This is a genomic window from Acinetobacter terrae (assembly GCF_002135195.1).
Classification (GTDB): domain Bacteria; phylum Pseudomonadota; class Gammaproteobacteria; order Pseudomonadales; family Moraxellaceae; genus Acinetobacter; species Acinetobacter terrae.
On the sequence record NZ_NEGF01000010.1, the window covers coordinates 26829 to 53259 of the forward strand.

Annotated in this window: 26 protein-coding genes; 8 read left to right on the forward strand and 18 right to left on the reverse strand. The window is 39.7% G+C overall.

The annotated features are described in order from the left end of the window. Positions 1–19: 19 nt before the first annotated feature. The gene (locus B9T23_RS11350) at positions 20–325 is read left to right on the forward strand and encodes a DUF3817 domain-containing protein (protein WP_086194228.1); all 306 of its coding nucleotides are present in this window, start codon (positions 20–22) and stop codon (positions 323–325) included. 255 nt (positions 326–580) lie between these two features. On the opposite strand, the gene craA is transcribed toward B9T23_RS11350, so the two are convergent. The 4 genes from craA to B9T23_RS11370 form a co-directional block, all read right to left on the reverse strand. Then, positions 581–1810, reverse strand: a complete 1230-nt coding sequence (craA, locus tag B9T23_RS11355) for a chloramphenicol efflux MFS transporter CraA (protein WP_086194162.1) — start codon at positions 1808–1810, stop codon at positions 581–583. 251 nt (positions 1811–2061) lie between these two features. After that, a complete protein-coding gene (locus B9T23_RS11360; RefSeq protein WP_228145921.1) occupies positions 2062–3540 on the reverse strand; it encodes an AbiH family protein in 1479 nt (492 codons plus the stop codon). A gap of 35 nt (positions 3541–3575) precedes the next feature. Continuing rightward, positions 3576–3953 (reverse strand): hypothetical protein, encoded by a 378-nt coding sequence (locus tag B9T23_RS11365; RefSeq protein ID WP_067726749.1) that lies wholly within the window; start codon positions 3951–3953, stop codon positions 3576–3578. A 110-nt stretch (positions 3954–4063) separates the two neighbouring features. Next, a complete protein-coding gene (locus B9T23_RS11370) occupies positions 4064–5473 on the reverse strand; it encodes an FAD-binding oxidoreductase (RefSeq protein WP_067726751.1) in 1410 nt (469 codons plus the stop codon). A gap of 355 nt (positions 5474–5828) precedes the next feature. Here B9T23_RS11370 and serA point away from each other — a divergent pair, with 355 nt between their 5' ends. The 3 genes from serA to B9T23_RS11385 all read left to right on the forward strand — a co-directional run bounded on the left by serA (position 5829) and on the right by B9T23_RS11385 (position 9105). Next, entirely contained in the window at positions 5829–7061 is a 1233-nt protein-coding gene (gene serA, locus B9T23_RS11375) for a phosphoglycerate dehydrogenase (protein ID WP_067726753.1), read from the forward strand. A 108-nt stretch (positions 7062–7169) separates the two neighbouring features. After that, positions 7170–8051, forward strand: a complete 882-nt coding sequence (locus B9T23_RS11380) for an EamA family transporter (RefSeq protein WP_086194163.1) — start codon at positions 7170–7172, stop codon at positions 8049–8051. A 178-nt stretch (positions 8052–8229) separates the two neighbouring features. Next, a complete protein-coding gene (locus B9T23_RS11385) occupies positions 8230–9105 on the forward strand; it encodes an EamA family transporter (RefSeq protein WP_086194164.1) in 876 nt (291 codons plus the stop codon). Between the two features lie 66 nt (positions 9106–9171). Here the strand turns inward: B9T23_RS11385 and B9T23_RS11390 are convergent, their stop codons facing one another. The 3 genes from B9T23_RS11390 to truB all read right to left on the reverse strand — a co-directional run bounded on the left by B9T23_RS11390 (position 9172) and on the right by truB (position 11482). Further along, the gene (locus B9T23_RS11390) at positions 9172–9630 is read right to left on the reverse strand and encodes a hemerythrin domain-containing protein (protein WP_086194165.1); all 459 of its coding nucleotides are present in this window, start codon (positions 9628–9630) and stop codon (positions 9172–9174) included. 159 nt (positions 9631–9789) lie between these two features. Beyond that, positions 9790–10557 carry a sulfite exporter TauE/SafE family protein gene (locus B9T23_RS11395; RefSeq protein WP_086194166.1) on the reverse strand — a complete coding sequence of 256 codons (768 nt, stop codon included), beginning with the start codon at positions 10555–10557 and terminating at the stop codon, positions 9790–9792. A 16-nt stretch (positions 10558–10573) separates the two neighbouring features. Continuing rightward, a complete protein-coding gene (truB, locus tag B9T23_RS11400) occupies positions 10574–11482 on the reverse strand; it encodes a tRNA pseudouridine(55) synthase TruB (RefSeq protein ID WP_086194167.1) in 909 nt (302 codons plus the stop codon). A gap of 150 nt (positions 11483–11632) precedes the next feature. On the opposite strand from truB, the gene B9T23_RS11405 reads away from it, so the two are divergent. From B9T23_RS11405 to B9T23_RS11420, 4 genes are all read left to right on the forward strand, one after another. Next, complete coding sequence (locus tag B9T23_RS11405; protein WP_086194168.1) at positions 11633–12661, forward strand: lipase secretion chaperone; 1029 nt, start codon at positions 11633–11635, stop codon at positions 12659–12661. Between the two features lie 119 nt (positions 12662–12780). Further along, positions 12781–13761 (forward strand): lipase family alpha/beta hydrolase, encoded by a 981-nt coding sequence (locus B9T23_RS11410; RefSeq protein ID WP_086194169.1) that lies wholly within the window; start codon positions 12781–12783, stop codon positions 13759–13761. A 182-nt stretch (positions 13762–13943) separates the two neighbouring features. Further along, the gene (locus tag B9T23_RS11415; protein ID WP_086194170.1) at positions 13944–14909 is read left to right on the forward strand and encodes a lipase family alpha/beta hydrolase; all 966 of its coding nucleotides are present in this window, start codon (positions 13944–13946) and stop codon (positions 14907–14909) included. A gap of 217 nt (positions 14910–15126) precedes the next feature. Further along, on the forward strand, positions 15127–16098 hold the full coding sequence (locus B9T23_RS11420) for an esterase/lipase family protein (RefSeq protein WP_086194171.1): 972 nt from the start codon (positions 15127–15129) through the stop codon (positions 16096–16098). Positions 16099–16170: 72 nt separating this feature from the next. Here the strand turns inward: B9T23_RS11420 and rplS are convergent, their stop codons facing one another. From rplS to B9T23_RS11475, 11 genes are all read right to left on the reverse strand, one after another. Beyond that, positions 16171–16545: a 50S ribosomal protein L19 gene (gene rplS / locus B9T23_RS11425; RefSeq protein ID WP_086194172.1), complete on the reverse strand. Its 375-nt coding sequence runs from the start codon at positions 16543–16545 to the stop codon at positions 16171–16173. A 158-nt stretch (positions 16546–16703) separates the two neighbouring features. Then, a complete protein-coding gene (trmD, locus tag B9T23_RS11430; protein WP_086194173.1) occupies positions 16704–17444 on the reverse strand; it encodes a tRNA (guanosine(37)-N1)-methyltransferase TrmD in 741 nt (246 codons plus the stop codon). 42 nt (positions 17445–17486) lie between these two features. Beyond that, positions 17487–18035, reverse strand: a complete 549-nt coding sequence (gene rimM / locus B9T23_RS11435) for a ribosome maturation factor RimM (RefSeq protein ID WP_086194174.1) — start codon at positions 18033–18035, stop codon at positions 17487–17489. Positions 18036–18066: 31 nt separating this feature from the next. Continuing rightward, the gene (gene rpsP / locus B9T23_RS11440; protein ID WP_067726777.1) at positions 18067–18324 is read right to left on the reverse strand and encodes a 30S ribosomal protein S16; all 258 of its coding nucleotides are present in this window, start codon (positions 18322–18324) and stop codon (positions 18067–18069) included. Between the two features lie 139 nt (positions 18325–18463). Then, positions 18464–18925, reverse strand: coding sequence for a type IV pilin protein (locus B9T23_RS11445; RefSeq protein ID WP_086194175.1), 462 nt, complete (start codon positions 18923–18925; stop codon positions 18464–18466). Between the two features lie 2 nt (positions 18926–18927). Next, a complete protein-coding gene (locus tag B9T23_RS11450) occupies positions 18928–19431 on the reverse strand; it encodes a type IV pilin protein (protein ID WP_086194176.1) in 504 nt (167 codons plus the stop codon). Positions 19432–19442: 11 nt separating this feature from the next. Next, the gene (locus tag B9T23_RS11455) at positions 19443–23573 is read right to left on the reverse strand and encodes a pilus assembly protein (RefSeq protein ID WP_086194177.1); all 4131 of its coding nucleotides are present in this window, start codon (positions 23571–23573) and stop codon (positions 19443–19445) included. 24 nt (positions 23574–23597) lie between these two features. Then, a complete protein-coding gene (locus B9T23_RS11460) occupies positions 23598–24407 on the reverse strand; it encodes a hypothetical protein (RefSeq protein WP_086194178.1) in 810 nt (269 codons plus the stop codon). Beyond that, positions 24404–25393, reverse strand: coding sequence for a PilW family protein (locus tag B9T23_RS11465; RefSeq protein ID WP_086194179.1), 990 nt, complete (start codon positions 25391–25393; stop codon positions 24404–24406). The genes B9T23_RS11460 and B9T23_RS11465 overlap by 4 nt, the downstream gene beginning before the upstream one ends. Then, positions 25393–25908, reverse strand: a complete 516-nt coding sequence (locus B9T23_RS11470) for a type IV pilus modification PilV family protein (protein ID WP_086194180.1) — start codon at positions 25906–25908, stop codon at positions 25393–25395. Before B9T23_RS11470 ends, B9T23_RS11465 begins: the two co-directional genes overlap by 1 nt. Then, positions 25902–26390: a pilus assembly FimT family protein gene (locus tag B9T23_RS11475; protein WP_086194181.1), complete on the reverse strand. Its 489-nt coding sequence runs from the start codon at positions 26388–26390 to the stop codon at positions 25902–25904. Before B9T23_RS11475 ends, B9T23_RS11470 begins: the two co-directional genes overlap by 7 nt. Between the last annotated feature and the right edge of the window lie 41 nt (positions 26391–26431).

The window sequence follows — 26431 nt, forward strand, 5'->3', positions numbered from 1 at the left end:
CATTGATTTAAGCATGACCATGAATATTCAAACTTTACGTGTTGTCGGTCTTTTGGAAGGTATTTCCTTTCTGCTGCTTTTGTTCATCGCGATGCCGATGAAATATATGTTGGACAATCCAATTTTGGTGAAATATGTCGGAATGGGGCACGGCGTACTATTTATGCTATTTTTAATCGTGTTATTTACGGTATGTGAAAAACAGAAATGGTCGATTTATATGTTTATTATGGGTTTAATCGCATCCATTTTACCGTTCGGCACTTTTGTTTTCGATCGCAAATTAAAGGCTTTTGAACAGCCGATCGCTGAGTCCAAGGTATAGTTTCTGATTAAAAGGCTATTTTCTTTTTCAGGAAATAACCTGCAATCCCTGCTTTTTCAAGAATTGTTTGTTTAGCAAATAACAAGGATACGCCCTCATCCCTTGCGAAATATATTCCCCATCTCCAGAGGGAGAAAATACTTATTTCAAACCAGTATATTCCCCTCCTTTAAGGAGGGGTAAAAGGATGATTAACCTCTCGCCTTGCGGAATATATTCCTCATCTCCTACAAGGAGAGGGAACAAATAAGGCAGCTAAAACCTTCCCTGCTCTACACGTTCTTTTAAAATTTCTTTGAGCATCGTTCGAGGGAAGCTAAACCACAGCGCGATTAAAATAAAACACGCTAGGCTATATGCCCACAAGTGATATTGCTCATACATGATTCGAACCAGTTCAATAATAAAAAAGAAACTAAACATCAACAGCATCGAAACGGCTGCTGCGACTGTTCCCTTAGATATTTCCGATGACATGAGCGCAAAACGGTAAAGCACCGAAAAACTAATTCCTTCACCAAAGCTAAGTAGAGTCATCCCTGCAATTAGGCACCAGATCAGATAATCCTGCCAAATTACACCTGCAATTAAAACGACTGTTCCAAGCAACATAATCGGCAAACCAATCAGCACTGATTTACCCAAAGCCAGTTTGTCGATAATTTTAATCAGCACGATATTACCGAGAATTAATCCACCCAATACCGGAAATTGCGCCAAGCCATATTGCATGCTGCTAAAGCCCAACTCTTCCACCAATATGACTGGTGAAAGTGCAATCCACAGCATTAGCGGCATACTGACCATCGGCAATGCCAAGGTCATACCTAAAAAGCGTTTGTTTTTATAGACCTGTTTAAAGTCATCCAAAATATAGCTGATCGGCTGTCTTGGAATACTTAATTTAGTGTCCGGCATTTTGGCTTTTAGACCAAACCAGCTTAAAAAGGCCAAAAATGCGATACCCACAAAACCCCAATGCCAAGAGATATGATCAATCAGAAATGCACCGACCACAGGACCGAGTAATGGTGCCAGCAATGAAATATTTGCCATCAGCGCCATGACTTTAATCGCGTCACGTTCTTCAAAGGTTTCCTGAATCGCGGCATAACCGACTGCGGAAATGACAGTTAAGCCAATCCCTTGTAAAAAGCGTAGTGCCAAGAAGCTTTCAATATTTTGAGTGAGTAAAATCAGTAAGCAGCACAGCACAAAAAATATGACGCCAGCGAGTAATACTTTTTTTCGTCCAAGTCGGTCGGACAATGGTCCGAGCAACCATGCGACACATGCCCCACCCAACAAGTAAAACGACATGGAAGATGGTGCCCATGAACTGCTTACGCCAAAGTCTTTGGTAATGGCGAGCATGGCAGGCTGAACCAAGTCGTTGCCGATATAGACGGAAAATTCAAACAGGACCAATGCCAATGGAAACATAAGCGTGGCACGGTTTAAGGTGGCGGTTTGAACTTTTTGCATTGTTTTTCTACATATGGTTATAGGCTTGCGGAGCTAAACACTATTTTTAGGGAGATCAGCGTCAGCCCAATGACAAGCATTGAGATTTAAAAATAAATTTTGAAAAATATATAAAGCAATAAAAGGTCAAGACAATGATTTTTAGATCATGTTTCATTCATAAAACAATTAGATTTCAAAGATGGATACTCAAACAAATACACCTACTTGGTTGAGTAGGTGTAGTTTAACAGAGTCCGTTTTTATTGTCTTTAAGCTGTTTTTTCTGAAATAATTGCACCAAATTTAATTTCAGGATTCGGCTTGAATACAAGCCATTCATTCTTCATCCAATGTTCAACTTTATCTTTACCTAAAATCGCTAATAGATTATTAAGTAGCAAAAACTTAGCAGGCTTATCAAAATAATAAATTATTACTCGAACATTACGATCCATATCATCATTTAGACTAAATAAGTCAGTCATGTAGTCTTTATCTGAATAATCTAAAGAATGCCCCCAAATACTTATATTTAAATTAAGTTTACTATCAACTTCTATTAACTGTTGTCGAGCAAATTTCTTATCTATTTCATGACCAGTATCTTTTTCAAAATATTCAATTTTCTTTCTATGCTTAATAACATCTGACTTATATTCATCTAAAAATAAATAATCAGTATCATTAAATAATTTTTGATGATATTTGGTAAAACCATATGCTTTTAATTTTTTCAAAGATTCATCGTTTAAATCTGAGACGCCTAAAACAATATTTTGCTTTTCACCAAAGCTTCCATGTAAATAATCGGCTTTAGCCAATTGATTATAAAATTTTCGATAAGTATTTGTATAATTGAAAGAATATATTTTGTCTGGATTAATCCATTCTAAACTTTCTATGCATAACCCACTTATTGGTAATAATTTATCAATAATTAATTCAAGATATAAATTAAATATTTGTATAAACTCTTCTAATTTTTGATGTAAAAAATCAAGAAATACTGTAGCACTAAATCCATTATTAATATTCTTTCCGTGACAAAATTGGTTATTTACATAAGTTTGTACTGGTAGAGCATGAATTTTTGTACCTACTCTTACTCTTCCACCTATATCTTTAGAGAAATCAAAAAAATTTAATGTTTTAATATCCTTTTTACTTAAAATATCAGATAGATCAAATTGTTCATCTATATTTATATCTATTTCTGTTTTTTCAATTTGAACAATACTTTTTGCCAATATAACTAAGACTTCTTCAATTTTTTGCTCAAAGTCTATCCAAGTTTTTATTTCTTGAACATGATACTTAAAATATTGATACCAATTATTTTTCTTCAATTGATTCTGTATCTGTTTAATTTGTTCCTCTGCTAAATTAATATTTGATATCTTATAATTTTGCATAGTATTTTTTATAAAATTAATATCTTGTGGTTTTTTAAGTTCAGAAAATAAATCATCAAAATTCATTTGATATGTTTTTTTATCCATCGCTCGTGCAATTTCAAAATACTTAGTGACAAGATGTATTGGGTGCTCGAATGGAGAATACAAAACATCATTGATTGGCTTTTCTAAATCTTTTTTCTCAATAGCCTTCATAACCAACATAAAGTGATCATACTTCGTCGGCAAATAGTGCGACAAATCAAAACCGTTACCGACAATCAAAATATTCATTGTTCTTATTACCCCAAATGCAAAAAAGCGCATCAATCGATACGCTTTTTTATGAGGCATCACAGCCTGATTTTCAACTATAAATCAAATATTTATTATGAACACTTAGCTTTTTGAAAAGACTTGGTGTTTTTGCTGCGCATACATTGATACTCTGTTTGCGTCCCTGTTTTCTTCCAGTCACCATCTACATTTTTAAAACTGTACGTGGTACGAATCGAACGAACCGAATCATCTTTTAAACCAGTTTCAGTCACTTTTACCTGTGCAGCAGTGGGTGACTCGGCACTGTTAAAATATTGACGAATCTCAACCGTTGCCGAGTTCTTACGCAAATCAGGTCTTTCTTTCAAGACTTGTTGCAAAGGCGTACCGGATGAACCAAGATTCACTTTAGACGCTAATTTTTGGGTCGTTGCACAGCCCGACATTAACCCTAAACAAATGACTGAGGCAGAGAGTAGACGTAACATTGGGAAATCTCCCCCATAAAAAAAAGGCACTGCATCTATGATGCCATGCCTTTTTTTCTGACTCGATAACAGTTATGTAGTCATCGGTAAAACAACTTACAGGTCAAATATTAAAGATCGAATAATTTACCTGGGTTCATAATACCGTTTGGATCGAACACCTGTTTCAACGCTTTCATGTAGCCAATTTCTTCTTCAGAACGGGTGTAATTTAGGTAAGGCTTTTTAGTCATACCGACACCATGTTCCGCAGAAATCGAACCGTCATATTTTTTCACGGTTTCGAACACATATTTATTCACCACCTGACATTTGGCAAAGAATTCATCTTTACTTAGGTCAGCAGGTTTCAAGATATTCAAGTGCAAGTTACCATCACCAATATGACCGAACCAGCAAATTTCAAAGTCAGGGTAATTCGCTTCCACAATTGCATCAATTTCTTTAATAAATGCAGGAACGTGAGTAATTAACACTGAAATGTCATTTTTGTATGGTGTGAACGGCGCGATCGATTCAGAGATATCTTCACGTAAACGCCATAAGCTATGTACTTGGTCAAGGTTTTGGCTCATTACGCCATCAAGCACCCAACCTTCTTCCATGCAATGCTCGAAGATTTCCATCGCAGCATCCATGATTGGTTCATACGGTGCTTCAAATTCAAGCAATACATAGAAAGGACAAGCCGTTTCAAATGGACGTTGCACATGACCATGATCCAGCACTTTCTGCATGGCCAATTCACCAAAGAATTCGAACGCAGTTAAATCAATTTTTTTCTGGAATGCGTGAAGTACCGGCATGATTGCATCAAAGTCAGGCACACCCAATACCATCACTTGTAGGTCATGCGGTTGACGCTCAAGCTTGATTTCAGCTTCAGTCACCAAACCTAAAGTACCTTCACCGCCAATGAACAAATGCTGTAATGCATAACCGGTCGCATTTTTAATCATGCCTTTGTTCAAGCGCAGGATGTCACCCTTACCCGTCACAACCGTCAAACCCAGTACCCAGTTACGGGTCATGCCGTATTTAATAACTTTAATACCACCAGCGTTGGTACCAATGTTGCCGCCAATTTGTGAAGAACCTGAAGATGCAAAATCGACTGGGTAATACATGCCCTGTTCTTCAGCATAGTTTTGCAATTGTTCAGTCACTACACCCGCTTGCACACGTACCATACGGTCTGCAGGGAAGAACTCAAGAATCTGGTTCATCTTGTCCATGCTAACGACAATTTCACCGTTCGATGCCACAGCACCGGCAGATAAACCGGTACGGCCGCCCGATGGCGTGATGGCAATATTGTGTTCATTCGCAAATTTAACAATCGCCTGCACCTGTTCCGTGCTAGATGGAAAAACGATGACTGATGGATTTGGATCAAAATGCTTGGTGTAGTCTCTGCCCCAGGCATCGAGACTAGCAGCATCTGTTTTAATGCGGTTTTCACCGACAATGGCTGTCAATTGGTTTAATAACTCAGGTGTTAAAGCGACTGGAGCATTCATCGTTTGCAGACCTAGCAAGAAATATACAAGTGGTGGATGGTCTATAGATCATTCATTTGTAAAAAGATTAACAATGTAATGGTGTCTTAGACTGGCGTGACCATAAAAGCAACAGCATGGCTGTGGCGGTTTTCACTGCGCAGCATTATAAGGCATTTTCCACTGAAACCCTGCGGAAATAAGCATTTTGACAATCTCGCCTTAAATATTACAGCTTTAGTTAGACCAAAATCTGTAGGGAATGGCGTATGTATTGCAAAAATACCTATGCTCTCCGTCATAAAGGAAATGTATATAGACCCTTCTCGTATGTTATCATATCGCGACTAAATTTGGCCTTTGTAGCGGAGCCGTAATGAGCCAACATCTTTCTCTACCTAAAGATAAAATTCGTTTCTTGTTGTTAGAAGGCGTTCACCAAAACGCAGTCGACACATTAAATGCTGCTGGATACACCAACATCGATTACCGTAAAACTGCGCTTGAGGGTGAAGCGTTGAAAGAAGCGGTAAAAGATGCTCACTTCATCGGTATTCGTTCACGTACTCAACTGACTGAAGAAGTATTTGAAGCAGCCAACAAGCTTATCGCTGTTGGCTGTTTTTGTATCGGTACCAATCAGGTAAATCTTGATGCTGCGATGGTTCGTGGTATTCCAGTATTTAACGCACCGTATTCAAATACCCGTTCAGTTGCTGAACTTGTACTTGCTGAAGCAATTCTTTTACTTCGTGGTGTTCCTGCGAAATCTGCTTCTACTCACCGCGGTGGCTGGAACAAATCTGCAGTTGGTTCATTCGAAACTCGCGGTAAAACTTTAGGTATCGTGGGTTACGGCTCAATCGGTTCTCAACTTTCAGTTCTTGCTGAAAGCATGGGTATGCACGTTATTTATTACGATGCAGTAACCAAACTTCCTATGGGTAACGCACGTCAAGTGGGTTCTCTTGCTGAGTTACTTGCAAACGCTGACGTTGTTTCTCTACACGTTCCAGACGTTCCATCAACACGTAACTTCTTTGGCAAAGACCAATTTGCACAAATGAAAGAAGGTTCGATCTTCATTAATGCTGCACGTGGTACATGTGTGCTGATTGAAGATCTTGCTGATGCGATTAAATCGGGTCACATTGCCGGCGCTGCAATTGACGTATTCCCTAAAGAACCTAAAGCAAACGGTGAAGAATTTGTTTCTCCACTTCGTGGCTTGGACAACGTGATTCTTACACCTCACGTTGGTGGTTCTACTATGGAAGCACAAGCAAACATCGGTTTAGAAGTTGCAGAGAAATTTGTTGCTTACTCAGATAAAGGTATGACTTTATCTGCTGTGAACTTCCCGGAAATCGCATTGCCGTTGACTGAAGGTAAACACCGTTTACTTCACATTCACAAAAACATTCCTGGCGTTCTTTCTAAAATCAACAACCTGTTTGCTGAACACGGCATCAACATCTCTGGTCAATCATTGATGACTAAAGGTGACGTTGGTTACTTGGTCATGGACGTTGACGCAACTGCTTCTAAAGAAGCGCTGGATACACTTCAAGACGTTGAAGGTACCATCCGAGTTCGCGTATTGTTCTAATTTAAGATTTAAAAAAAACCACAGCACAAATGTGCTGTGGTTTTTTATTTTTTAAAGCTTTTATTGCTGATCTCCCGCTATTCGAGAAATCGAAAACAAATTTAGTGAATGTTGAATTTTAAAAATACGCCACATGTTCAGGCACTGCTGTTATTGCTGATTGCAATGATCAGCGTTCAGAGCAGTGGCTCGCTTGCCAAAAGCCTGTTCGGTCAGTTTCCCATCCTGACCGTTGCAGCCATGCGCCTGTTGCTTGGCGCTGTTATTCTGGCGCTTATTTTTAAAATTTGGCAGATTAATTTTAGACAGGTGAAATGGAAAGCCATTATCAGCTATGGGATCGCTTTAGCCGGTATGAATGCCATGTTTTACCTGTCGATTAATCGCCTTCCCCTCGGTATTGCCGTTTCTTTTGAATTCATTGGTCCGCTCAGCGTAGCATTGTATTACGCACGCCAAAAATTCGATTTTGTCTGGGTTGGACTGGCCATACTTGGTCTGATTTTATTGTTTCCATTTGATCAGGTTTCACAAAATCTGGATTTAATCGGGATTGCTTTTGCATTGGGTGCAGGCGCTTGCTGGGCACTGTATATTGTTGCCGGACAGAAACCTTCGGGTATTTCAGGCAATCATACCGTGTGCTTGGGCATGTTTATCGGCATGCTGTGTTTGATGCCAATCGCCCTATTTTCAGGAATGTCACCCAACGTTTTTGAACCTTCAAACTTGGTTTATTTTATTATCTTGGCTGTGCTTGCCAGTGCCCTGCCTTTTACTTTGGAAATGATTGCACTGCGTAATTTAACGGTGCTGAGTTTCGGCACACTGATGAGCGTGGAACCGGCAATTGCAGCATTATCAGGATTTATATTTTTAGGCGAGCAGTTATTATGGAATCAATGGTTAGCACTTGCGACCATTATTGCAGCCTCCATTGGTTGTACTTATACCACGCAACAAGCCAAGAAAAAGACTGAAGAAAAATAGAAAATACATCCTTTAAATTCAAATTAATCAGGCTAAATTTACGCGCTGATTTTTTAAATTCAAATCTTTAAATTTAAAAAATTTAAGATTCCCTAATCCCTCAAAAATCAAACAGAATTGCTATACTGGCGCCATCTTTCCCAGTGGATTTACCTAACCCGGTGATCCTGCGTGTAGCATGCCCAACTCACAACTTACTGCTGTCCTGTTCATGGTTTTATCCATGGTGGCGTATCAGATCAGTGCCTCTTTTGCCAAACAACTGTTTGAAGTACTTGATCCACTCACTGTGGTCACATTAAGACTGAGCTTTGCGTCCATTTTAATTGTATTGATGTTCCGTTCCTGGAAAATCATCAAACGTTTACCCTATCTAAAATGGAAAGACTTGCTGTTTTATAGTGGCTCAGTCTGCTTAATGAATGTGTTGTTTTATGCATCATTGGGCAAATTACCCCAAGGGATTGCGGTCGGTTTAGAATTCTTGGGACCACTGACACTGGCGCTGCTTTCGATCAAACAAAAAACTGATTATCTCTGGGTGTCTCTGGCTATTTTAGGGGTTGCCCTGATGGTGCCGTGGCAAGATACATCAGCGGATAAGTTCTCTTATATAGGTGCAGCATTCGCTTTAGGTGCCGGTATCTGCTGGGCGGTTTATATTTATTTTGGGCAACGCGTAGTTCGTCAGAATATTGGCATGCATGCGCTCAGTATTGCGATTGTGCTGTCTGCCATGGTGATGTTGCCGATCAGTGCAGTGCATAATCCTACGGCACTGATTCAAACTCAATATTGGGGACAAGCCTTGGTCATCGCCCTGCTTGCAACCGCGATTCCCTATGCTTTAGACCTGATGGCACTAAAGCGATTAAGCAAACTCAGTTACGGCACACTTTCCAGTTTATCCCCTGCACTGGGTGCCTTGGCAGGTTGGTTATTATTGAAAGAGCAAATCACCCTTCTACAAAGTATTGCCTTACTTTGCATCATGATTGCTTCGGTGGGGGTAACGTTTAGAGCGAGTAGAAATAAAAATCCTCAACCTGAATAACCCATAGATCAATATAAAAAAGATGGCTTCAAACCGTCTTTTTTGTTTAGGATTTTTTAGGGAGATTTAAGTCAAACTGTCTTTATTTAACTTTTTATACTTGTTGTATTCAGTTAAATATTGCTTAGCTAAACTTTCCTTTTGTTCATCTTCCAGAATTTTACCCGCTTGCTGAAAAAAGCCATGTTCTTCTTCTTTTAAATGGTGATGTACCTTTTCAGAGAGTTTTTTTGCAATCGCCAGCCAACCATGATTACTCATATCCGTTTCGGTTAATTGCTCAAGTAACTCATCGATTTCATGATGTTCAGACAATGCATGGCGGGTAATATTTAAGCCTGAATCGGTCATCATCAAAGGAATATAAAAATAACGGTCTTCGCCCACAGCATGGGCAAATAATTCATTTTTTAGCAATTCAAACAGCTCGCGACGCTCTTCGGTATTCCCTGATGTTTTAATTAATTTTTCAGACAGTTCTCGTTGTATTTCATGACTTGCACGTAAAGCTTCGAAAATATTCATCTACATCACCCTGCTATTTTTTACAGACCTGATATGTTGAAAAGGACTGTTTATCATTATTGTGAAGATATTCTGTTTTATGATCTTAAAAGCGAATGCCCGGTATGTGGGTGACGAGATGAAGCAATTTGTATAATAAAGTTTAATATTGAGCAGAATTTACGGGAAAAAAGTTTGATAAGCCAAACGGCAGATCAATAGGCTCACCAAAATCAGAAACAGAATCCGGATAAAACCGCTGCCATATTTTAAGGCGGCACGTACACCGACCAATGAACCGAGTACATTTGCCACAGCCATCATCAAACCGATCTGGAACAGCACATGTCCGGTGGGTGCAAAGAAGCTTAAAGCCGCCAGATTGGTGGTTAAATTCGCGACTTTAGACAAGGCCGAGGCATGAATAAAATCCGCTTTTAAATAGCGAATAAAGAAGAAAATAAAGAAGCTGCCAGTTCCTGGACCAAAAATACCGTCATAAAAACCAATCAGCAAACTGCCGACTGCAGCCAGCATCAGGATTTTTGGTGTCAGTTCCTGACGAATATGCACCTGACCAAACTGTTTTTTGGTGAAGGTATAAATCGCAATCACAATCAGCATGATCAGGACAAAGGGTCTGAGGACTTCCTTTGGAATCATCGCGACACAGGCAGCACCTGCAAACGAGCTGATAAAAGCACAGCTGGCAATGACCGCCAGCAATTTCCAGCGCAGTTTGACTTTGCGGACAAAGCTCCACGCTGCCGATGCCGTACCACAAATTGAAGACAACTTATTGGTACCAAACACAGTCGCAGGACTGAGTTGTGGCATCGCATTCATAATGGCAGGAATCTGGATCAGACCACCGCCACCCACAGCCGCATCAATCGCCCCCGCACAAAAAGCAAAGACCAACAGGCTGATTAAAATTTCAATTTCCATAAATGGTCTTCAAAGCCTATTCGAGATTCAGTACACGTTTCGGTACCAGACGCTTACGGTCAGTAATCTCTGCCAAGCCCAGACATTTTTCACCATCAAAAACCAGAACCTGTGCTTCCGCCTCATGTTCAATATTACTTTCCATGCCGCGGCTAAAGTATTCCGCACGCCCTTCCGGCGCCTGCACTTTTGGAAAATGATCGACCGGCGCATAAGCCGGCAGCAACAAAGCTTCACGCTCTTGTTCAGTCAAACTTTCCAGATACTCAATGGTGTATTCGGGAATCAGGTCAAACTGACCCGTTTTAATCCGGTGCAGATACGTCAGATGTCCAAAAGTGCCGAGGGCTTTGGCAATATCTTCACCCAATACCCGAATATACGTGCCTTTAGAACAGGTAATATCTAAAGTCAGGCTATTTTCAGTAAAGGACAATAACTCAATCGCCTCAATAGTGATGGGGCGTGCTTCACGTTCAATTTCAATGCCTTGACGCGCCAGCTCATATAACGGACGCCCTTCTTTCTTCAAAGCGGAATACATCGGCGGAACTTGTTGAATATCCCCTGTAAAGCTTGCCAAAACCTGCTGGATCTTTTCTTCAGTCAGTACAGGAACTGCTTGTTCTAACAACGGCTCACCTTCGACATCACCCGTGGTGGTGCTATGACCTAAATGGATGGTGGTCTGGTAACGCTTGATCGAATCTAACAAATAGTGAGAAAATTTAGTCGCTTCACCTAAACAAATCGGCAACAATCCGGAAGCCAAAGGGTCTAAAGCACCCGTATGACCACCTTTTTGTGCTCGATATAAGCCACGCACTCGCTGTAAAGCGCCATTAGAACTAATACCCAAAGGCTTATTAAGTAAAAACACACCGCTAATATGCCGGCGTTGAATTTTAGGTGAAGTCTTTTTCATAGCGAAAGATCAGGCAAGTTGAAACGGATGACATGGTAACAACCGCTCACCATTCTTTACAACTTTTCTACGTTGCATTTAGGTTTTTAATGGCAAATTTAAGTTCTATTTTTAGACTTATAAAAACAAAACAACAAGGTTGCATAGGAAATGCAGAAATATAAGTTATGGATTATTTTGGCTCTTATTATTGTGGGTATCGGCGCACTATTATTTTGGTTAGCGCCCTCGCAATCGAGTGCAGAAAAAACACGTACAGCACAAACTGTTAATCCTCAAGGGAATAGCTTAACTGAAAACACGCCAGCAAACCTAGTTCAAGGCGGGGCTTTTATGAGTAAAAGCCAACAGGACACTGAGGTGAACTGTCAGTTGCATCTCGATGGTGCCAATCGTTTAATTGTGAATGAGCAAACTCGCAACTGTTTTGAATATTTCATTACCCAGTATGGGGAAAAAGATCTCAAGCAGATTAAAAATGATTTTAAGGCTTATATCCAGCAAGCCTATAAAGAGCCTGCCCTCACACAAATTATAGATTTATGGAATCGCTATATCGATTACCGTGAAAAACTCGGTGATCTACAAGCGCCGAATATCAATAAAGAAAATCCCAAATATTATCAAAGCATCTTTGCCAATATGAAGAATCTGCGCAAACAGCTTTTCTCGGATTATGAAATTGAAGGCTTATTCGGCACTGAAGATACTTACCATGAATACACCTTAAGTCGCATGATGGTGATGGATGACAAGAGCTTAACTGAAGCGCAAAAAGCACAAAAACTAAAAGATTTGTTCAATCAATTACCCCAAGACTGGAAAGAAAATTTAGAGCAGCTCAACAAACTCGAAGACTTACGCAAACTTACTGCAGACATTAAAGCACGTGGTGGTTCAGCGGAAGAAATTCATCAGATGCGGATGAATTTGGTTGGTCCTGAAGCCACACAACGTTTAGAAAGCCTAGATGGACAACGCCGTGACTGGAAAAACAAGGTCGATGGCTATCTGAAAGAACGCGACAATATTATAAAAAGTGGCATGAGTGATGATGCCAAACAAAAAGCCGTTCAACAATTACGGACGCAGCACTTCAATAAACCAGAAGAACAACTTCGGGTAGGAACTTTTGAATCAGTGCATGATCAGGGAGGAAAATTACCATATGGCGAGTAATCGCAATGTAGCCCCATCAGGTGACTAGATTGATCATCTGATTTATGCAACCGTTATGAATAAAGAGCTAAAAAATGCTTCATAGCGGTTAAAAAAACAAAAAAAGTGAGATAAATACAATGAAATGGAACTCTAAGGCACTCGTGTGCGCAATATTATCGAGCGCAGCAATTGCATTGCCTCAAACGGCTTCAGCAGGTCAAGCTTCCCAAATCACAGATAAAGCGACATCAAGCTATGCAAAAACCAAATACCCACTGGTATTTGCACATGGTATGGGCGGATGGATTCGTGCAGGAACCGATGAACTTGGCGTCGATTATTGGTATCAAATATTGCCCGATTTGGCACGCAACGGCGCAAATGTTTGGGCAACACGTGTCACACCCTTTAATAGCTCTGAAGTTCGTGGTGAGCAGCTATTGCAACAAGTGGATGAGATTTTAGCGCTTACTGGCGCGAAAAAAGTCAATTTATTGGGTCATAGTCACGGCGGTCACAGTATTGCCTATGTTTCTAACGTTGCACCGTATCAAGTCGCTTCATCTACTGCCATTTCTAGCCCGCTCAAAGGCTCCAAAGTTGCGGATTATATTATTGCCGCTGAAGGTACGACCTTAGAAGGTCCTTTAGTTAGTGTCGTGAACTTTGCTTCTAAAATGCTGGTATGGGCACAAGGGCTCGATCCAAATTCCTTCCCGCATGACTCATTGGGTGCTGGTAAAAGTTTAAGTGTGGCCGGTTCAACCGACTTCCAAAAACGCTATCCACTGGGTATGCCAAAGACAGCCTGTGGCGAAGGTCCTACAACTGAAAAAGGTATTTCTTTTTATTCATTCTCCGGTACAGGCACTGTTACCAACCCACTCGATCCAGATATGTTGTTGGGTGTTACCGCAAAGCTGACCGATCCTAAAGGGGATAATGACGGATTGGTTTCTCGTTGTAGTGCAAAATATGGCAAAACCATTCGTGACAACTATAACTGGAATCATCTGGATGCAATTAACCAGTTCTTTGGCTTAACTGCATTCTTGGCGCCTGATCCTGTTTCAGTTTACCGTCAACATGCCAACCGTTTAAAATTACAAGGTTTATAACAATTATATTCATAAGAGATACATTCTCTTATGAATATTAACATTCCAATCATTTGTTACATCAATAATCCACATTGATCGAGAACTTCTCGTTATTTCATTCTTCCCTGTTGAATAATCATGATGACAATGGAAATTGTCTAAAAACAAAAGCATCAATAAATAAAAAATGAGGAATTTCTATGAAATATGGATTATTAATTGCAGGCTTAATGTCGCTCAGTGCTTTTAGCCAAGTACAAGCAGGTAATGCTACCCAAGTCACGGGAAAAGCAACATCAAGCTATGCAAAAACCAAATACCCGATTGTTTTTAGTCATGGCATGGCAGGTTTTATCACTGTAGGAACCGACCAGTTTGGTCTCGATTACTGGTATCAAATTCTGCCGGACTTGGCCCGTAACGGCGCCAACGTTTGGGCAACGCGTGTGTCACCGTTCAACTCATCAGAGATTCGTGGTGAACAATTATTAGAACAAGTACAGGAAATTCGTGCCATTACCGGTGCTGACAAAGTAAATCTTATTGGGCATTCACATGGTGGGCCAACGATTCGCTACGTTGGCAATGTAATACCAGACAAAGTCGCCTCATTGACTGCTGTCGGTGCGCCAAATAAAGGCTCTCCTGTGGCAGATTTAATTTTATCTGCTGAAGGTACAGCGATTGAAGACCCTCTCGTGGGCACAATCAATTTTGTTTCTAAAGCCATTACTTGGGCACAAGGCTTGGATCCCAAAAGCTTTCCACATGATTCATTTGCAGGTGGAAAAAGCTTAACCCTTGCCGGCTCTGCGAAATTTAACAGCCAATATCCACTTGGCATGCCAACTACGACTTGTGGAGAAGGTATGCTGAAAGAAAAAGGAATTTTTAACTATTCCTTTACCGGTGTAGGTACAGTGACCAATTTACTGGATCCTGACGGTGCTTTAAAGGTCACCAGTTTGTTGATTAATGGCGGTAAAGAAAATGATGGCCTAGTATCCCGTTGCAACGCCAAGTTTGGCAAAACCATCCGTGATGACTATAACTGGAACCATTTAGATGAAGTGAATCAGGTACTGGGTTTGAAATCATTGTTTTCACCAGATCCAGTCGATGTCTATCGTCAGCATGCCAACCGTTTAAAACTGCAAGGCTTATAAGTTTCGCCTTACTAAAAAGAGCGAAAAATCGCTCTTTTTTCATATCAATAACTACCTAAAATCTCTATCTGTTGATCTTGAATCCTGATGATTTCAAAACTCACCACTCATCCTGTATTGCTTTATTTATAAACTAAAAATTGTTAATTTACCTCATATTGACAATATGAATTGTCTAAAAAAATAAAAGTGTTAAAAAAATAATCAAGGATATTCAATGCAACTTAAACACATCGTCCTCGCTGCACTGAGCAGTGTTGCATTCGCGCATTTACCTGCGCAAGCTGCCGGCTTAACCCAATATCAGGCAAAAGCTGTATCGAATTATGCAACTACCCAATACCCGTTAGTGATGGCACATGGTTTCGGCTTAGGCTTCTCGCGTATTGGTACACAAATGTTGGGCTTAGATTATTGGTATCAAATTTTGCCAGACTTAGCACGTAATGGTGCGACGGTTTTTGCAGCGGAAATGTCTGCGGTGGAATCGACGGAAGTTCGGGGTGAACAGCTGTTACAACAAGTTGATGAAGTCATGGCCCTCACTGGCAAGGAAAAAGTGAATTTGATTGGTCATAGCCACGGCGGCCCGACCATTCAATATATTGAAGGTGTTGCACCCGAGAAAGTTGCCTCCATGACGGCGGTCGCAGGAGCCATGAAAGGCACCAAACTGGCCGATGTGATGGTAGAAAGTAAATTTCTCGATCCCATTGCAGAAGTGGTTTTTGGTTTGCTCGGTAAAAGTATCGCACTGATCCAGTCGAATCCAAAACTTAGCGTGGATTATGAAGGCTCGATGCAATCTCTAAGCACCACGGGTATTATTGCATTTAATGCGAAATATGGTTCAGCTGCCATTCCCAAAGATTGTAATAGTCAGGGGCAAAAACAGACTGCTGATGGTATTTATCATTATTCATGGATGGGCAATCAACAAATCACCAATCCTTTAGATGTGATTGATACCTCAATTGTCGCGCTAGGTACAACTTTATTAAAAAGCAAAGATCATGATGGTCTTGTCTCACTGTGTAGTGGTCGTTATGGCCAAGTGATTCGTCAAGATTATAAGCACAATCACTTTGATGAAATTAACCATTTCTTTGGCATTCAAGGCATATTCGCCCAAGACCCTGTGGCCATTTACCGACAACATGCCAACCGTTTAAAAATGCAAGGTTTATAAAGCTAAAAAAAAAATCAGACATAAAAAAATGCGCCAAAAGGCGCATTTTTTAACTCGAGAGAAAACTTAAAATTAAGCTTTAACTTTACGAGCTGGTAATTTTTCACGAATACGTGCAGCTTTACCAGATAATTCGCGTAGGTAGTAAAGTTTAGCACGACGAACGTCACCACGACGTTTCACTTCAACTTTAGCTACGATTGGAGAGTGAGTTTGGAATACACGCTCAACGCCAACACCGCTAGAGATTTTACGTACTGTAAACGCAGAGTTTAAACCACGGTTTTTAATCGCAATTACAACACCTTCAAAAGCCTGAAGACGTTCACGATCGCCCTCTTTAACTTTTACAGAAACAACAACTGTATCACCAGGTGCAAATGCAGGTAGATCAGTTCTTAATTGAGCGTTTTCAATAATTTGTACTAAAGGATGCTTACCACTCATGTGGGTATCTCCAATATGCGGGACAGAAGAGGTCTGGTTACCGCTGGGGACAGAGGCTAAAGCGCATATCAACCCGTTTATCTTTCCCCTGACCACCCCAGTCTTCACTGCAGTCGATCAAGAGCCTATTAATGATGTCTTAAATTTCAAATTGAAAATTAAGCATCTAAATCTTTTAGCCATTTCTTTTGCTGCTTGGTCAACTCAACTTTTTCTACAAGCTCAGGCCTGCGATCGAGTGTCCGTTGATAACGCTGCAAAAACCGCCATTTTTCGATATTGGCATGATGCCCAGACTTTAACACCTCAGGCACATCCAAACCTTCAAACTGGTCTGGCTTGGTATATTGCGGGCAGTCTAAAAGACCATCCACAAAAGAATCTTGAACGTGTGATTGCTCATCAGACATGGCACCCGGAAGTCTCCGAATAATACTGTCTAATAAAACCATCGCAGGCAGTTCGCCGCCAGATAAAACGTAATCACCAATGGACCATTCCTGATCAACATAGTGCTGGATCAAACGTTCATCGACCCCTTCATAACGTCCACACAATACAATCAGCCCGTCATATTTGACAAATTGCTGTACCGCAGCTTCGTTTAAGGTTTTGCCTTGTGGAGACATATACACCACAGGCGCTTGAACACATCCCGCTTGCTCTGCAAGATTTTTGGCATGTTGGATTGCTTGAGACAAAGGCTCAGCCATCATCACCATACCCGGACCACCGCCAAATGGACGTTCATCCACTCGTTTGTAGTTGCCCGTTGCAAAATCGCGTGGATTAATACAAGTCACTTGTACTATTTCACGTTTTGCTGCACGCCCGCTAATACCGTAGGCTGTAATCGCTTCAAACATTTCAGGAAAAAGCGTAATGACTGCAAAAAACATCGCAGACTCCTCTATTTTCCTGCTGCGTTCATCCTTAAAGGATTAATAATCTACGCCCCAATTGACGTAGATACGACCAGCTTCAAGATCAACTCGCTGTACCACATCTTTATGCCATGGAATCATACGCTCTTCAGCGTCAACGCTGTCGGGTGTTGCGTGAACCACCATCACATCGTTGGCACCGGTCTCAAACAATTCATGGATTTTACCGAGATTTACTTCTTGTTCAGCATCATCCAAACCTAACACTGTTAAGCCCTTCAAATCTGTCCAGTAAAACTCATCCATTCCTGCTTTCGGAAGTTGCGATTTTGAAATCCAGACATTTGTGCCAACCAGGCCATCCGCTGCTGTGCGATCGCTCACACCTTTCAACGAAACAACCAAGCCTTTACCATGCGGTTTCCAGCGTTTTACATCTATTGTTTGCCAACCTTCTTTGGTCTCAATGTACCAAGGAAGATAGTCAAAGATGTTGCTCATGGGGTCCGTATTGGAATAGACCCAGAGCCACCCATTTAATCCATATGCTGAACGTAACTGTCCAATCTGAATACGATCTTCGGGAACATTCTGTGTTGGTGTCATGGGTTATACCTACTACTTAATTCGCAATAAATTATGCAGTAGCTGCAGCTTTCTTAGCTTGAGCAGCTAAAGAAGCAACACGTTCAGACGGTTGAGCGCCTTGAGCAACCCAATGAGCAAAACGATCAGCATCTAAACGAAGTTTTTCTGCTTGACCTTGAGCTGTAGGGTTAAAGAAACCAATACGTTCGATGAAACGACCGTCACGCGCATTGCGGCTATCAGTTACAATAACTTGATAGAACGGACGTTTTTTAGCACCACCGCGTGCTAGACGAATTACGACCATGATACAACCTTATAGTTTTTACGGATTATCCCTGTACCGACCATCGGCAGCATTTCAAACCCCTTTCATAGAGGGCAATATTTTACGTCATATTTACTTTGAAAGAAAGATCAAATTTTAAGTTGCCCACAGTTTGAATTTATTTATATGTCCAACTCAAACAAGTTCCTGTTGCATCATCTTTACCTTTATACCAACATTGGATGCTATCATGTGTAATCGTTAGTGCCCCATCATCTTTCTGACCACTCGTTGAAATCGGTGTGGCTGTTAATATCCATGATGAATCGGGAGCATTTGTTATTGTTAAATCATAACGAGCAGATCCATTTTGTGGAGATACGGTTTTTCCATAAATATTAGGATTGATTAGTGGATTAGTTGCATAACTTGGGGTTGTATTATTTTTTCCATAATCACCATTCGCTAATTTATACGATTGCAACTTTTGTGCTATTTCCATCATAGTACTTTGTGTTTCAGCACGATTTGTTCGTTTTACATAGCTTTGATAAGATGGATATGCAATTGCAGCAAGAACGCCTAACACAGCAACTACGATCATAAGTTCAATGAGTGTAAAGCCTTTAATATTTTTCATTATTATTTCCACTCTTTTGTATTAACACCGCAACTTGTACTCGTAAGATCCAAGGAATCTTTAGTCATACATTTGCTTCCTCTAGAATCTAATAATAGATATTCAGAATTTCTAAGCGCATTACCTCTGGTTTGATTTGGAGTGGCAATCATTTTCCAACCTTGTCCAATAGTAGAATCCTCCAAGGCTTTAGTGGAATCATTGATATCGACAATTTTGATTTGATAATCATAGTTATTCGCGGAATCATATGGAATATTGATCTCCCCTTTCGTTGAGGTTTGATGCTCTGGAATATAACCAGCATAACTTAATTGCTTGCCTTTATAATTTTCCAATCGTTCCGCAACCTTAAGCATTTCAGATTGTGCTTTCGATTTATGTGCTCGAGCAACATAAACTCCATAACTCGGAATAGCGATTGCTGCAAAAATTGCAACAATCACCACGACAACCATCAATTCAATTAAAGTAAAACCTGCACTCTTAATTTGATAACCTGTCATATCCACCTTCCTCACCATTCAAACCAGCGTACAGGTTTAATTTTACGTACTTGACTATAAGTAGGAAGATTCTGCTCAGTTAATGTTGTTTTTTCAGCAGGGCACTTACCAACACAGTACTCTTTAGTTTCTGCTATAGGGGCAACTAAAGAGGTCGTACGAGGATCAGAACTAGATACCACACCGAAAGCAGGACCATTAATACCCTGATAACTAGTTTTCACATATGCAGCACAGTCACCATAAGGCATACAAATACGATGGGTTGTAGAAATACCTGTCACACCTCCTCCACAAGTATTCACTGTACCTGTTAAGGTTGCTTTAGGATCATAAAGGCTGACATATAAATCACCAGTAATTAACTGGGATTCCTCAAATGAACGCGCAAAATTACCTGAATCTACTGAACGTAGCTCAAAGCTCCACCCTCGCAGCATGTCACTTCCGGTAGTTAATTTCATTTTTGCAATGTTTGTATTAGAAATTTGCTTGGTTACAGTTTTACCCAAAATACCATCACTTGATAGTAGAGTTGGAGTAATCACTGTAGCAGGTGTAAAAGTAGATTTTTCTAAGTCATTTGCAGCTGCATCTCGATCGATCAATCCGTAAATTTTATTTTTCCCGCCTATTTCCTCTTCAAGTGGAAAACTACGGTTACCAGACCCAGCAGTTACTAGTACAAAACGGTTTTGCCCATCATCAAATACTGCTGTTGATAAACGATCATAAAAACGCGGAATAAATGGAGTTGCATCCGTAGTTCTTAATTTAGCAAGCGTCTGCACACGAACTGCAATATTGGTATCTGCCGTCTTAGACGTTTGGTTGTTATTATTCAAATCAACACGGAAAATCTGACCACCCAAGTCTGCAAAATAAATCATATCAGCAAGACCATCTGCGTCATAATCACGCACTACAGGTTGACCCACAACGCTATATTTTAAATCCGCTTGAGTTGTTTTCTTATAAGAATCAATTATACCTGAGGTATCTGAGCTACTCATCCAAATTAAAGCACCAGTTGTAGCATCTACTACATACAATGCATTCCCATAAGTTGAAGATGGCTCTGTAAAACTAGTAGCTGGTCTTTCATAAACAGCTGCATCATAACCACCGCCAAAAATGAGTACTTTTTTACGAACACCCTTGACGCGTATTTCTGATACTGTAGGTTTAGACCAAATTTGTGCCATACGACGAAATTCATTAGTCGTTGTAGGTTTAATCTGAAATAGAAGATTTGGAGATGTTGGATTTAAAATATCTAAACCATAAAGAGCACTCCCCCCCATACGTAAACCACCATAAATATTGATTTTATTGGCGATGTACTTTGTGGTTGCGGTTCCATTAGATGTTGTTGTCTGTACTTTAAAAGTATTATCCGCTACCCATGGTGCATCTACTCCATAAGTAACCCCAGTCAAAGCACCTACACCTTTTGAATTTCCATTCGCTAAAGTATCATATTGATTACTCAAAATTTCTTGAGGCACAAAGACAGATTGTTCTTTGCCTGTTGCCGAATTTACAATATGCAAGCCACCTTCCATCGACCCATAAACCGTATATTCTTCACGAGTGCCAACTGCATTATTTGATGAAACAGTAGATTCTTTAGTCACCATCAAAGGTGTTGAATGTACAACCCCGCCTAAGAATCGATATGGGCTGATTGGATTTACAGCAAGTGGTGCTATTTCATTTGCAGTTAATGTTGTTTGAGTCGCAGTAGCAGGAAAAGTTGTTTTAAAACCTAAGTAATTTAAGAATGCCAAACGCTGATTTATACTTAATGTAGAGGTAAATGCATCTATTCCAGAATAATTAGTCGCAAGATTATCTTTTGTCACTTTTCTTAGATTTGAACCATCCATAGTATAAACTTTACGAACACTATTTAAATTACTGATCGCATCTAATGCCTCTGTAGCGGTTGAAGGTACTGGAATTTTATTCCATGCGCCACCACTATTAATTAATGAATGGTCAGTACCAGTTGTAGCATTAGACCATATGTCTTTTGCACTTGAATTGATCACTTGTTGATTATTTTCAAGTTTGTAAATAGCATTGCCACTACTATCCTTTAATGTTCCACCCACAATATTATATTTCTTTAAATTGCCCGCCCAAGTACGTAAACTTGTATCCTCCATTGGCATGACCATTGGAAAAAAGCCTTGGGTCATATATTTTGTTTGATCTAAAGGATCACGTGGAACTGAAATGGATCCTAAACTAGAGGGAGTAAATGATACTTTGATATCTTCAACGAATTTAATAATACTATTGGCAATATCATCTGAATTAGTAGCTTGGTAAAACCCTCCTTCACCAAAACCTGCTCCTTTTGATCCCCATTTACAGGCATTTTTAGCATCTTGTGTCGCAGTAACAGTATCGCAATCATAAGTACCATCTGCTTTTCGCGTTAACCCCTCAAAGGATGCACCAAAGCCAACAACCGCAGTTTTAATTGATACACCACCTGGATTTTTAGTTTTATCACGAAGTTTTTTAGCATATTCACCTATATATTCCCACCCACCCGTTTCACCAGCAAACAAATCAGATTTTAAAGTAGGTGAAACCAAAACACCTGTACCTGATGGTTGTGCTGTAAATGTATAAGTAGCATTGTCACTCAAAGATTTATTCATTATAGTGCGTGCCATTACATCTTTTGTCGAGTTTGGTGCACCATCAGTTAGGAAGTAAATTCCATTACCATCACATTCACTGCTTGAACCTGCTTTTATATAAGTATTAGTGTTATCAGTTTTTTTACTATCGGAAGCGGAATATGCAAAGCCTCCAACTGTATTATCATTGGTTCCATCTAGCGAAAAAGGACTAGTACGATATGATACAAGTCCGTTGATACTATCAGGATAGCCCCATACTGTTCCAACTACAGGTTCAATATCTAGTGGCTCACTAGGAACTTTAACCCAACCGTCAAACCTCCAACCAATGGGAAGTTTTTTGTAGGCATCCCATAAACTAGACATCCCTCCACCTACTGCAGTTTTGAAATCAGAATAGGAAACAGAACACCAATCTTTGTTAGGAGAAGCAGCTCGAGTACATGACCCATCATAGGGTTTATATACGGATGTCCCTGTTACTGTCTTATTGTTATTATCCCATTCTGGCCAGTCACTAGGACATTGCTTAACCGTTGCACCTAAAGCTGAAGTTGTTCCACCACCTGAGGTAGCACAGAGTAAATAAACTTGTTCTGAGCCTTTCTGTTTAAGCATATAACCATCATAAATATAACCCACCTTTGTAGCTGAAGTCGCTATACCTCCTGTTCCAGTCCCCATCATATAAGCAGCAGCTTCTGCATACGCATGAGCAGTCGGTGTACCACTGGCCGCCTTAATAATATCTGGATAGGTTTGACTGGAAATTTTCAAATTAACATTGCTTGTGCCATCTTCATCAGTTGTAGTATCAACGGATTTGATTGCTGCTAGTGCTTGCGCAATTTTTATACGTTGTTGTGAAGTTAATGCTCCATTCGGCACAATAATTCGACCTGAATGACCATCTACCAGTTTTGTCGGCACATTACCAATTGTAAGCCCTGTTCTAGCTGAAAATTGCCCCAATCCCATCACTACACTATCGCTCAGTTGAGTGCCTGCTAGCAAAGGTAAAATCGCATCCTTAAGCCGTGATAGGCGGTCATATTGAGTAACTCCACCAGCAGTACAACCACGCACATAATAAGGAATAGTCGTATTACCAATTGTCACACTTTTATAAATGGATGTTTTATTATACGTAGGGCTTGTTGTGCGCGTATCTTTTAAGTTATATGCCCATTCTTTAAAATTTATAGCTGTTGAGTCTTTATAGTCATTTTTATATTCTTTAACATCAACACGATCACATAATGGATTATCCACATCTCCAGGACTACCATATTGATTATTTTTGGGGAGTACCAAGGAACTGATTCCCATACTTCCTGAAGTATCCAACATCAAGAAAATATTTGTTTTACCTGCAGTATTACCTTTATATATCCCCAAATCACTTGCAAAAATCGCTGTACTCGTTGGCAACACCATCACTGGAAGTAATGCCATCATGCTTACAAGAGGTTTTAATCTCATCTTTTTTTCCCCATCTTCCAGTGCTTAACTTTTAGTTTCTGTTAAACGAACAACGTATTCCGCAACCTGAGTATTAAGTGGCACGCCAAGTTTATTTAGACATTCATGCAAAGTTTCAACTTTTACTTGCCCACTTGTACTCTCTGCTCTATTTTTTAATAATAATTCATCCATTACCCGTTCACCCAAGCATGTATTCATATCTGCAAGAGTGACAGAGGGGGCCATAGCAGGTGCAAAAGAAGTAGCAACAACACGAACTCGCTTAGTATCTACATCTGCCTTTAAATCTGTATTTTTGTTAGTTAATTCAAATTTACGCATTTCTACAGCTGGATCATCAGGATTTACAACTGCAATTTGAGTCACAATAGCTTTGCGACTGATAGAAAACATGGTTGCAGGATTACATACCGCACTGATATCACCTGAAAGAGCAGCACTCACGCCCGTTGCATCTGAGATAGATGAACGTTCAATAATTCGAAAGTCTCCCAAATTAAAGAAAATATTATTTTTTGCAGCACTACTTTCTATTTCTGTAGGTTTAAAACAGAATTGTAATTCCTTGCCTTGATTACCATCTAACAAAACTTGCCCAACAGGCGTGCCTGCCAAATTGGTTGCTTCATTGGTATTAAAGTTTTTTTCTAAATGATCTAGGGCTACATCAGAAGTTTGCATTAACAATGTTTGTACTTGAGCATTAGTGGCAAGTTTTAAATTAAAAATACTGTTGCGTATTGCATATAGCCCAACAATTGTCATTAAGACCAACAATATCAATACAGTAATAAGTGTTGCACCAGTTTGATGACTAGAACGATTTATCATTGAATAATATCTCCTAATCCGCCGTTACGTAGCGCAATTGTTGTGGTATATACATGTCGCATATAACCATCACTTGGAGCTGTTATTGTTTGATCCAAAACGGCAAAATTCGTTTTCTCAGCCATAGCCACTTTTTCAGTAGATCGTACCAACCACCCCAAATTCACCCCGATAACGGCTGGGCGATGCGTGACCGTTGCTGAAATTGGTATAGCATTGTATTGATTAATTCCTAAAGTACGAGTTGAACCATCACTATTACGAATAATTAACTGTACCCGCATATATTCCACATTTTTGGCAATCATTTCGCCCGCATTTGATGCATAGTTTGAAGTAAGAGTATTTACAGCTGAAATCGTCGTTGACTCATACGTTTGAGGAACAGTTTCACCCGTAGCAACAAACATGGCTGAAGAACAGTTTAAATTTGCTTCATTTTTAGTAGTATCTTTATTAATATAATATCTTTCAATTATATACCAACCTTTAGCATAGCTAGTATTGGTTTTTTCAGGCCCCTTTACCTTTTTTCCATCACATGTAAATGTATTCATAGGTGCTTGGTACATAATCACCAACTGATCACTTTTTTGATAAGTACTCAATGCACTATCATTATTTAGATTCGCTGAAATTAAATTGGTACCAGTAAGTACTGCTGTACCGACTTTTAGGCCTTTTAGATTACCATCAGCTAAAGGAGTTGCAGAGCCACTGGTTTGATTACTCAAAACAATTCCGCCATAAAGTGACTCATCATTCATTGCACCGGCATTACCATGATTTGCCAATCTAATATTTTTAGTGACATAGTTAACTCCAAACACACCACTATCTTGTAATGATGATGCAGAAGCTTGAATTCGATAATTAACCTGACCACTGATAAGCAACTGAATTGCTACGGCAACTAAAATTAAACCTAAAGTTAAAGCAATCATTAACTCAATAAGTGTAAAACCTGATTGATTCATATTTTTCATTAATAGGCCTCCAACACTAAACAATTTGAGTCGCCTACATATTTTCCATCCGTTTTAATACATGCATTTTCGGGTTCTTCAGCTTCAGAGCTTGCTTTGGCATTCGTAATTGCTTCAGTGTCATTCCATGCAGCAATTAAGCACAATCTTTTTTGGCTTTCTGATGTATTTAAACAATCAATCACACCCAAGGTAATTTTTTTAGTCGATGCTACATCGCCATATTGTTTTAAATCATATAAAGCTTGATTATTCGCGTTACACCCACTGTTACAATTAGGTAAAGCTGAGGGCGCTGCAACTTTATAATTCCCTGTAGGATTCAATCTTATTTTCTCTGCAAGCCCATTCAATAAAATGAGCGCATCCGATCTTTTCATTGATTCTTCAGTCGCAGCAGTTGCTTTAACTTGTAAAGCGGCATAGCCCAGAATTGCAATTACCAGAATCAACATGGCAACCAACACTTCCATAAGACCCACACCTTTTTGGCTTGAAGCATTAATCATTAACATGCACTCCCTTGTGTAATATCCACAGAACCAGGAATGCCTACAGATAAAATATAAGATCCAACTGATGAACAAAAAGTAATTGTTTTACTAGAATCTAAATTTCCTCGTGCTGAGAAAACAAAATTATCATCTGAGGTGGTTTTTAAATTTATTTTTTTCTCAACATTTACAATAAGAACGCTATCTTTTTTTAGAGAAGTAGTCATGCTTGTTAAATAATTTGTTAATACCGCACCACATTCTGCGTTTGTTACTGCAATAGCTGACTTATTTATTGAGGTACAAACTACTGTTTCATTTCTATTCAACATTGCACGGCTTCTCGCTTCTTTTAATGTATCTCTCATATTGTAAGCGGTTGTTTTAAGATTCTCTTTGATTAATAAATTGCCAAAAGAAGGAGCAGCCATCGTTGCAATAATTGCCAATATAGCTATCGTGACCATCAACTCAATTAAGGTGAATCCTTTATTTTTTTTCATACTCCCCCGGCAACAAAACCTTACCCCATTAAAAATAATAT

Coding starts and splice junctions, on each gene's coding strand:
- rplS (WP_086194172.1), bottom strand. CDS start 16,545: ATGAGTGGTAAGCATCCTTTAGTACAAATTATTGAAAACGCTCAATTA.
- B9T23_RS11475 (WP_086194181.1), bottom strand. CDS start 26,390: ATGAAAAAAAATAAAGGATTCACCTTAATTGAGTTGATGGTCACGATA.
- B9T23_RS11360 (WP_228145921.1), bottom strand. CDS start 3,540: ATGCCTCATAAAAAAGCGTATCGATTGATGCGCTTTTTTGCATTTGGG.
- B9T23_RS11370 (WP_067726751.1), bottom strand. CDS start 5,473: ATGAATGCTCCAGTCGCTTTAACACCTGAGTTATTAAACCAATTGACA.
- serA (WP_067726753.1), top strand. CDS start 5,829: ATGAGCCAACATCTTTCTCTACCTAAAGATAAAATTCGTTTCTTGTTG.
- truB (WP_086194167.1), bottom strand. CDS start 11,482: ATGAAAAAGACTTCACCTAAAATTCAACGCCGGCATATTAGCGGTGTG.
- B9T23_RS11445 (WP_086194175.1), bottom strand. CDS start 18,925: ATGAAAAATATTAAAGGCTTTACACTCATTGAACTTATGATCGTAGTT.
- B9T23_RS11410 (WP_086194169.1), top strand. CDS start 12,781: ATGAAATGGAACTCTAAGGCACTCGTGTGCGCAATATTATCGAGCGCA.
- B9T23_RS11385 (WP_086194164.1), top strand. CDS start 8,230: ATGCCCAACTCACAACTTACTGCTGTCCTGTTCATGGTTTTATCCATG.
- B9T23_RS11455 (WP_086194177.1), bottom strand. CDS start 23,573: ATGAGATTAAAACCTCTTGTAAGCATGATGGCATTACTTCCAGTGATG.
- B9T23_RS11470 (WP_086194180.1), bottom strand. CDS start 25,908: ATGTTAATGATTAATGCTTCAAGCCAAAAAGGTGTGGGTCTTATGGAA.
- B9T23_RS11380 (WP_086194163.1), top strand. CDS start 7,170: ATGTTGAATTTTAAAAATACGCCACATGTTCAGGCACTGCTGTTATTG.
- craA (WP_086194162.1), bottom strand. CDS start 1,810: ATGCAAAAAGTTCAAACCGCCACCTTAAACCGTGCCACGCTTATGTTT.
- B9T23_RS11420 (WP_086194171.1), top strand. CDS start 15,127: ATGCAACTTAAACACATCGTCCTCGCTGCACTGAGCAGTGTTGCATTC.
- B9T23_RS11450 (WP_086194176.1), bottom strand. CDS start 19,431: ATGACAGGTTATCAAATTAAGAGTGCAGGTTTTACTTTAATTGAATTG.
- B9T23_RS11350 (WP_086194228.1), top strand. CDS start 20: ATGAATATTCAAACTTTACGTGTTGTCGGTCTTTTGGAAGGTATTTCC.
- B9T23_RS11415 (WP_086194170.1), top strand. CDS start 13,944: ATGAAATATGGATTATTAATTGCAGGCTTAATGTCGCTCAGTGCTTTT.
- B9T23_RS11465 (WP_086194179.1), bottom strand. CDS start 25,393: ATGAAAAATATGAATCAATCAGGTTTTACACTTATTGAGTTAATGATT.
- B9T23_RS11395 (WP_086194166.1), bottom strand. CDS start 10,557: ATGGAAATTGAAATTTTAATCAGCCTGTTGGTCTTTGCTTTTTGTGCG.
- rpsP (WP_067726777.1), bottom strand. CDS start 18,324: ATGGTCGTAATTCGTCTAGCACGCGGTGGTGCTAAAAAACGTCCGTTC.
- B9T23_RS11365 (WP_067726749.1), bottom strand. CDS start 3,953: ATGTTACGTCTACTCTCTGCCTCAGTCATTTGTTTAGGGTTAATGTCG.
- B9T23_RS11390 (WP_086194165.1), bottom strand. CDS start 9,630: ATGAATATTTTCGAAGCTTTACGTGCAAGTCATGAAATACAACGAGAA.
- B9T23_RS11460 (WP_086194178.1), bottom strand. CDS start 24,407: ATGATAAATCGTTCTAGTCATCAAACTGGTGCAACACTTATTACTGTA.
- trmD (WP_086194173.1), bottom strand. CDS start 17,444: ATGTTTTTTGCAGTCATTACGCTTTTTCCTGAAATGTTTGAAGCGATT.
- rimM (WP_086194174.1), bottom strand. CDS start 18,035: ATGACACCAACACAGAATGTTCCCGAAGATCGTATTCAGATTGGACAG.
- B9T23_RS11405 (WP_086194168.1), top strand. CDS start 11,633: ATGCAGAAATATAAGTTATGGATTATTTTGGCTCTTATTATTGTGGGT.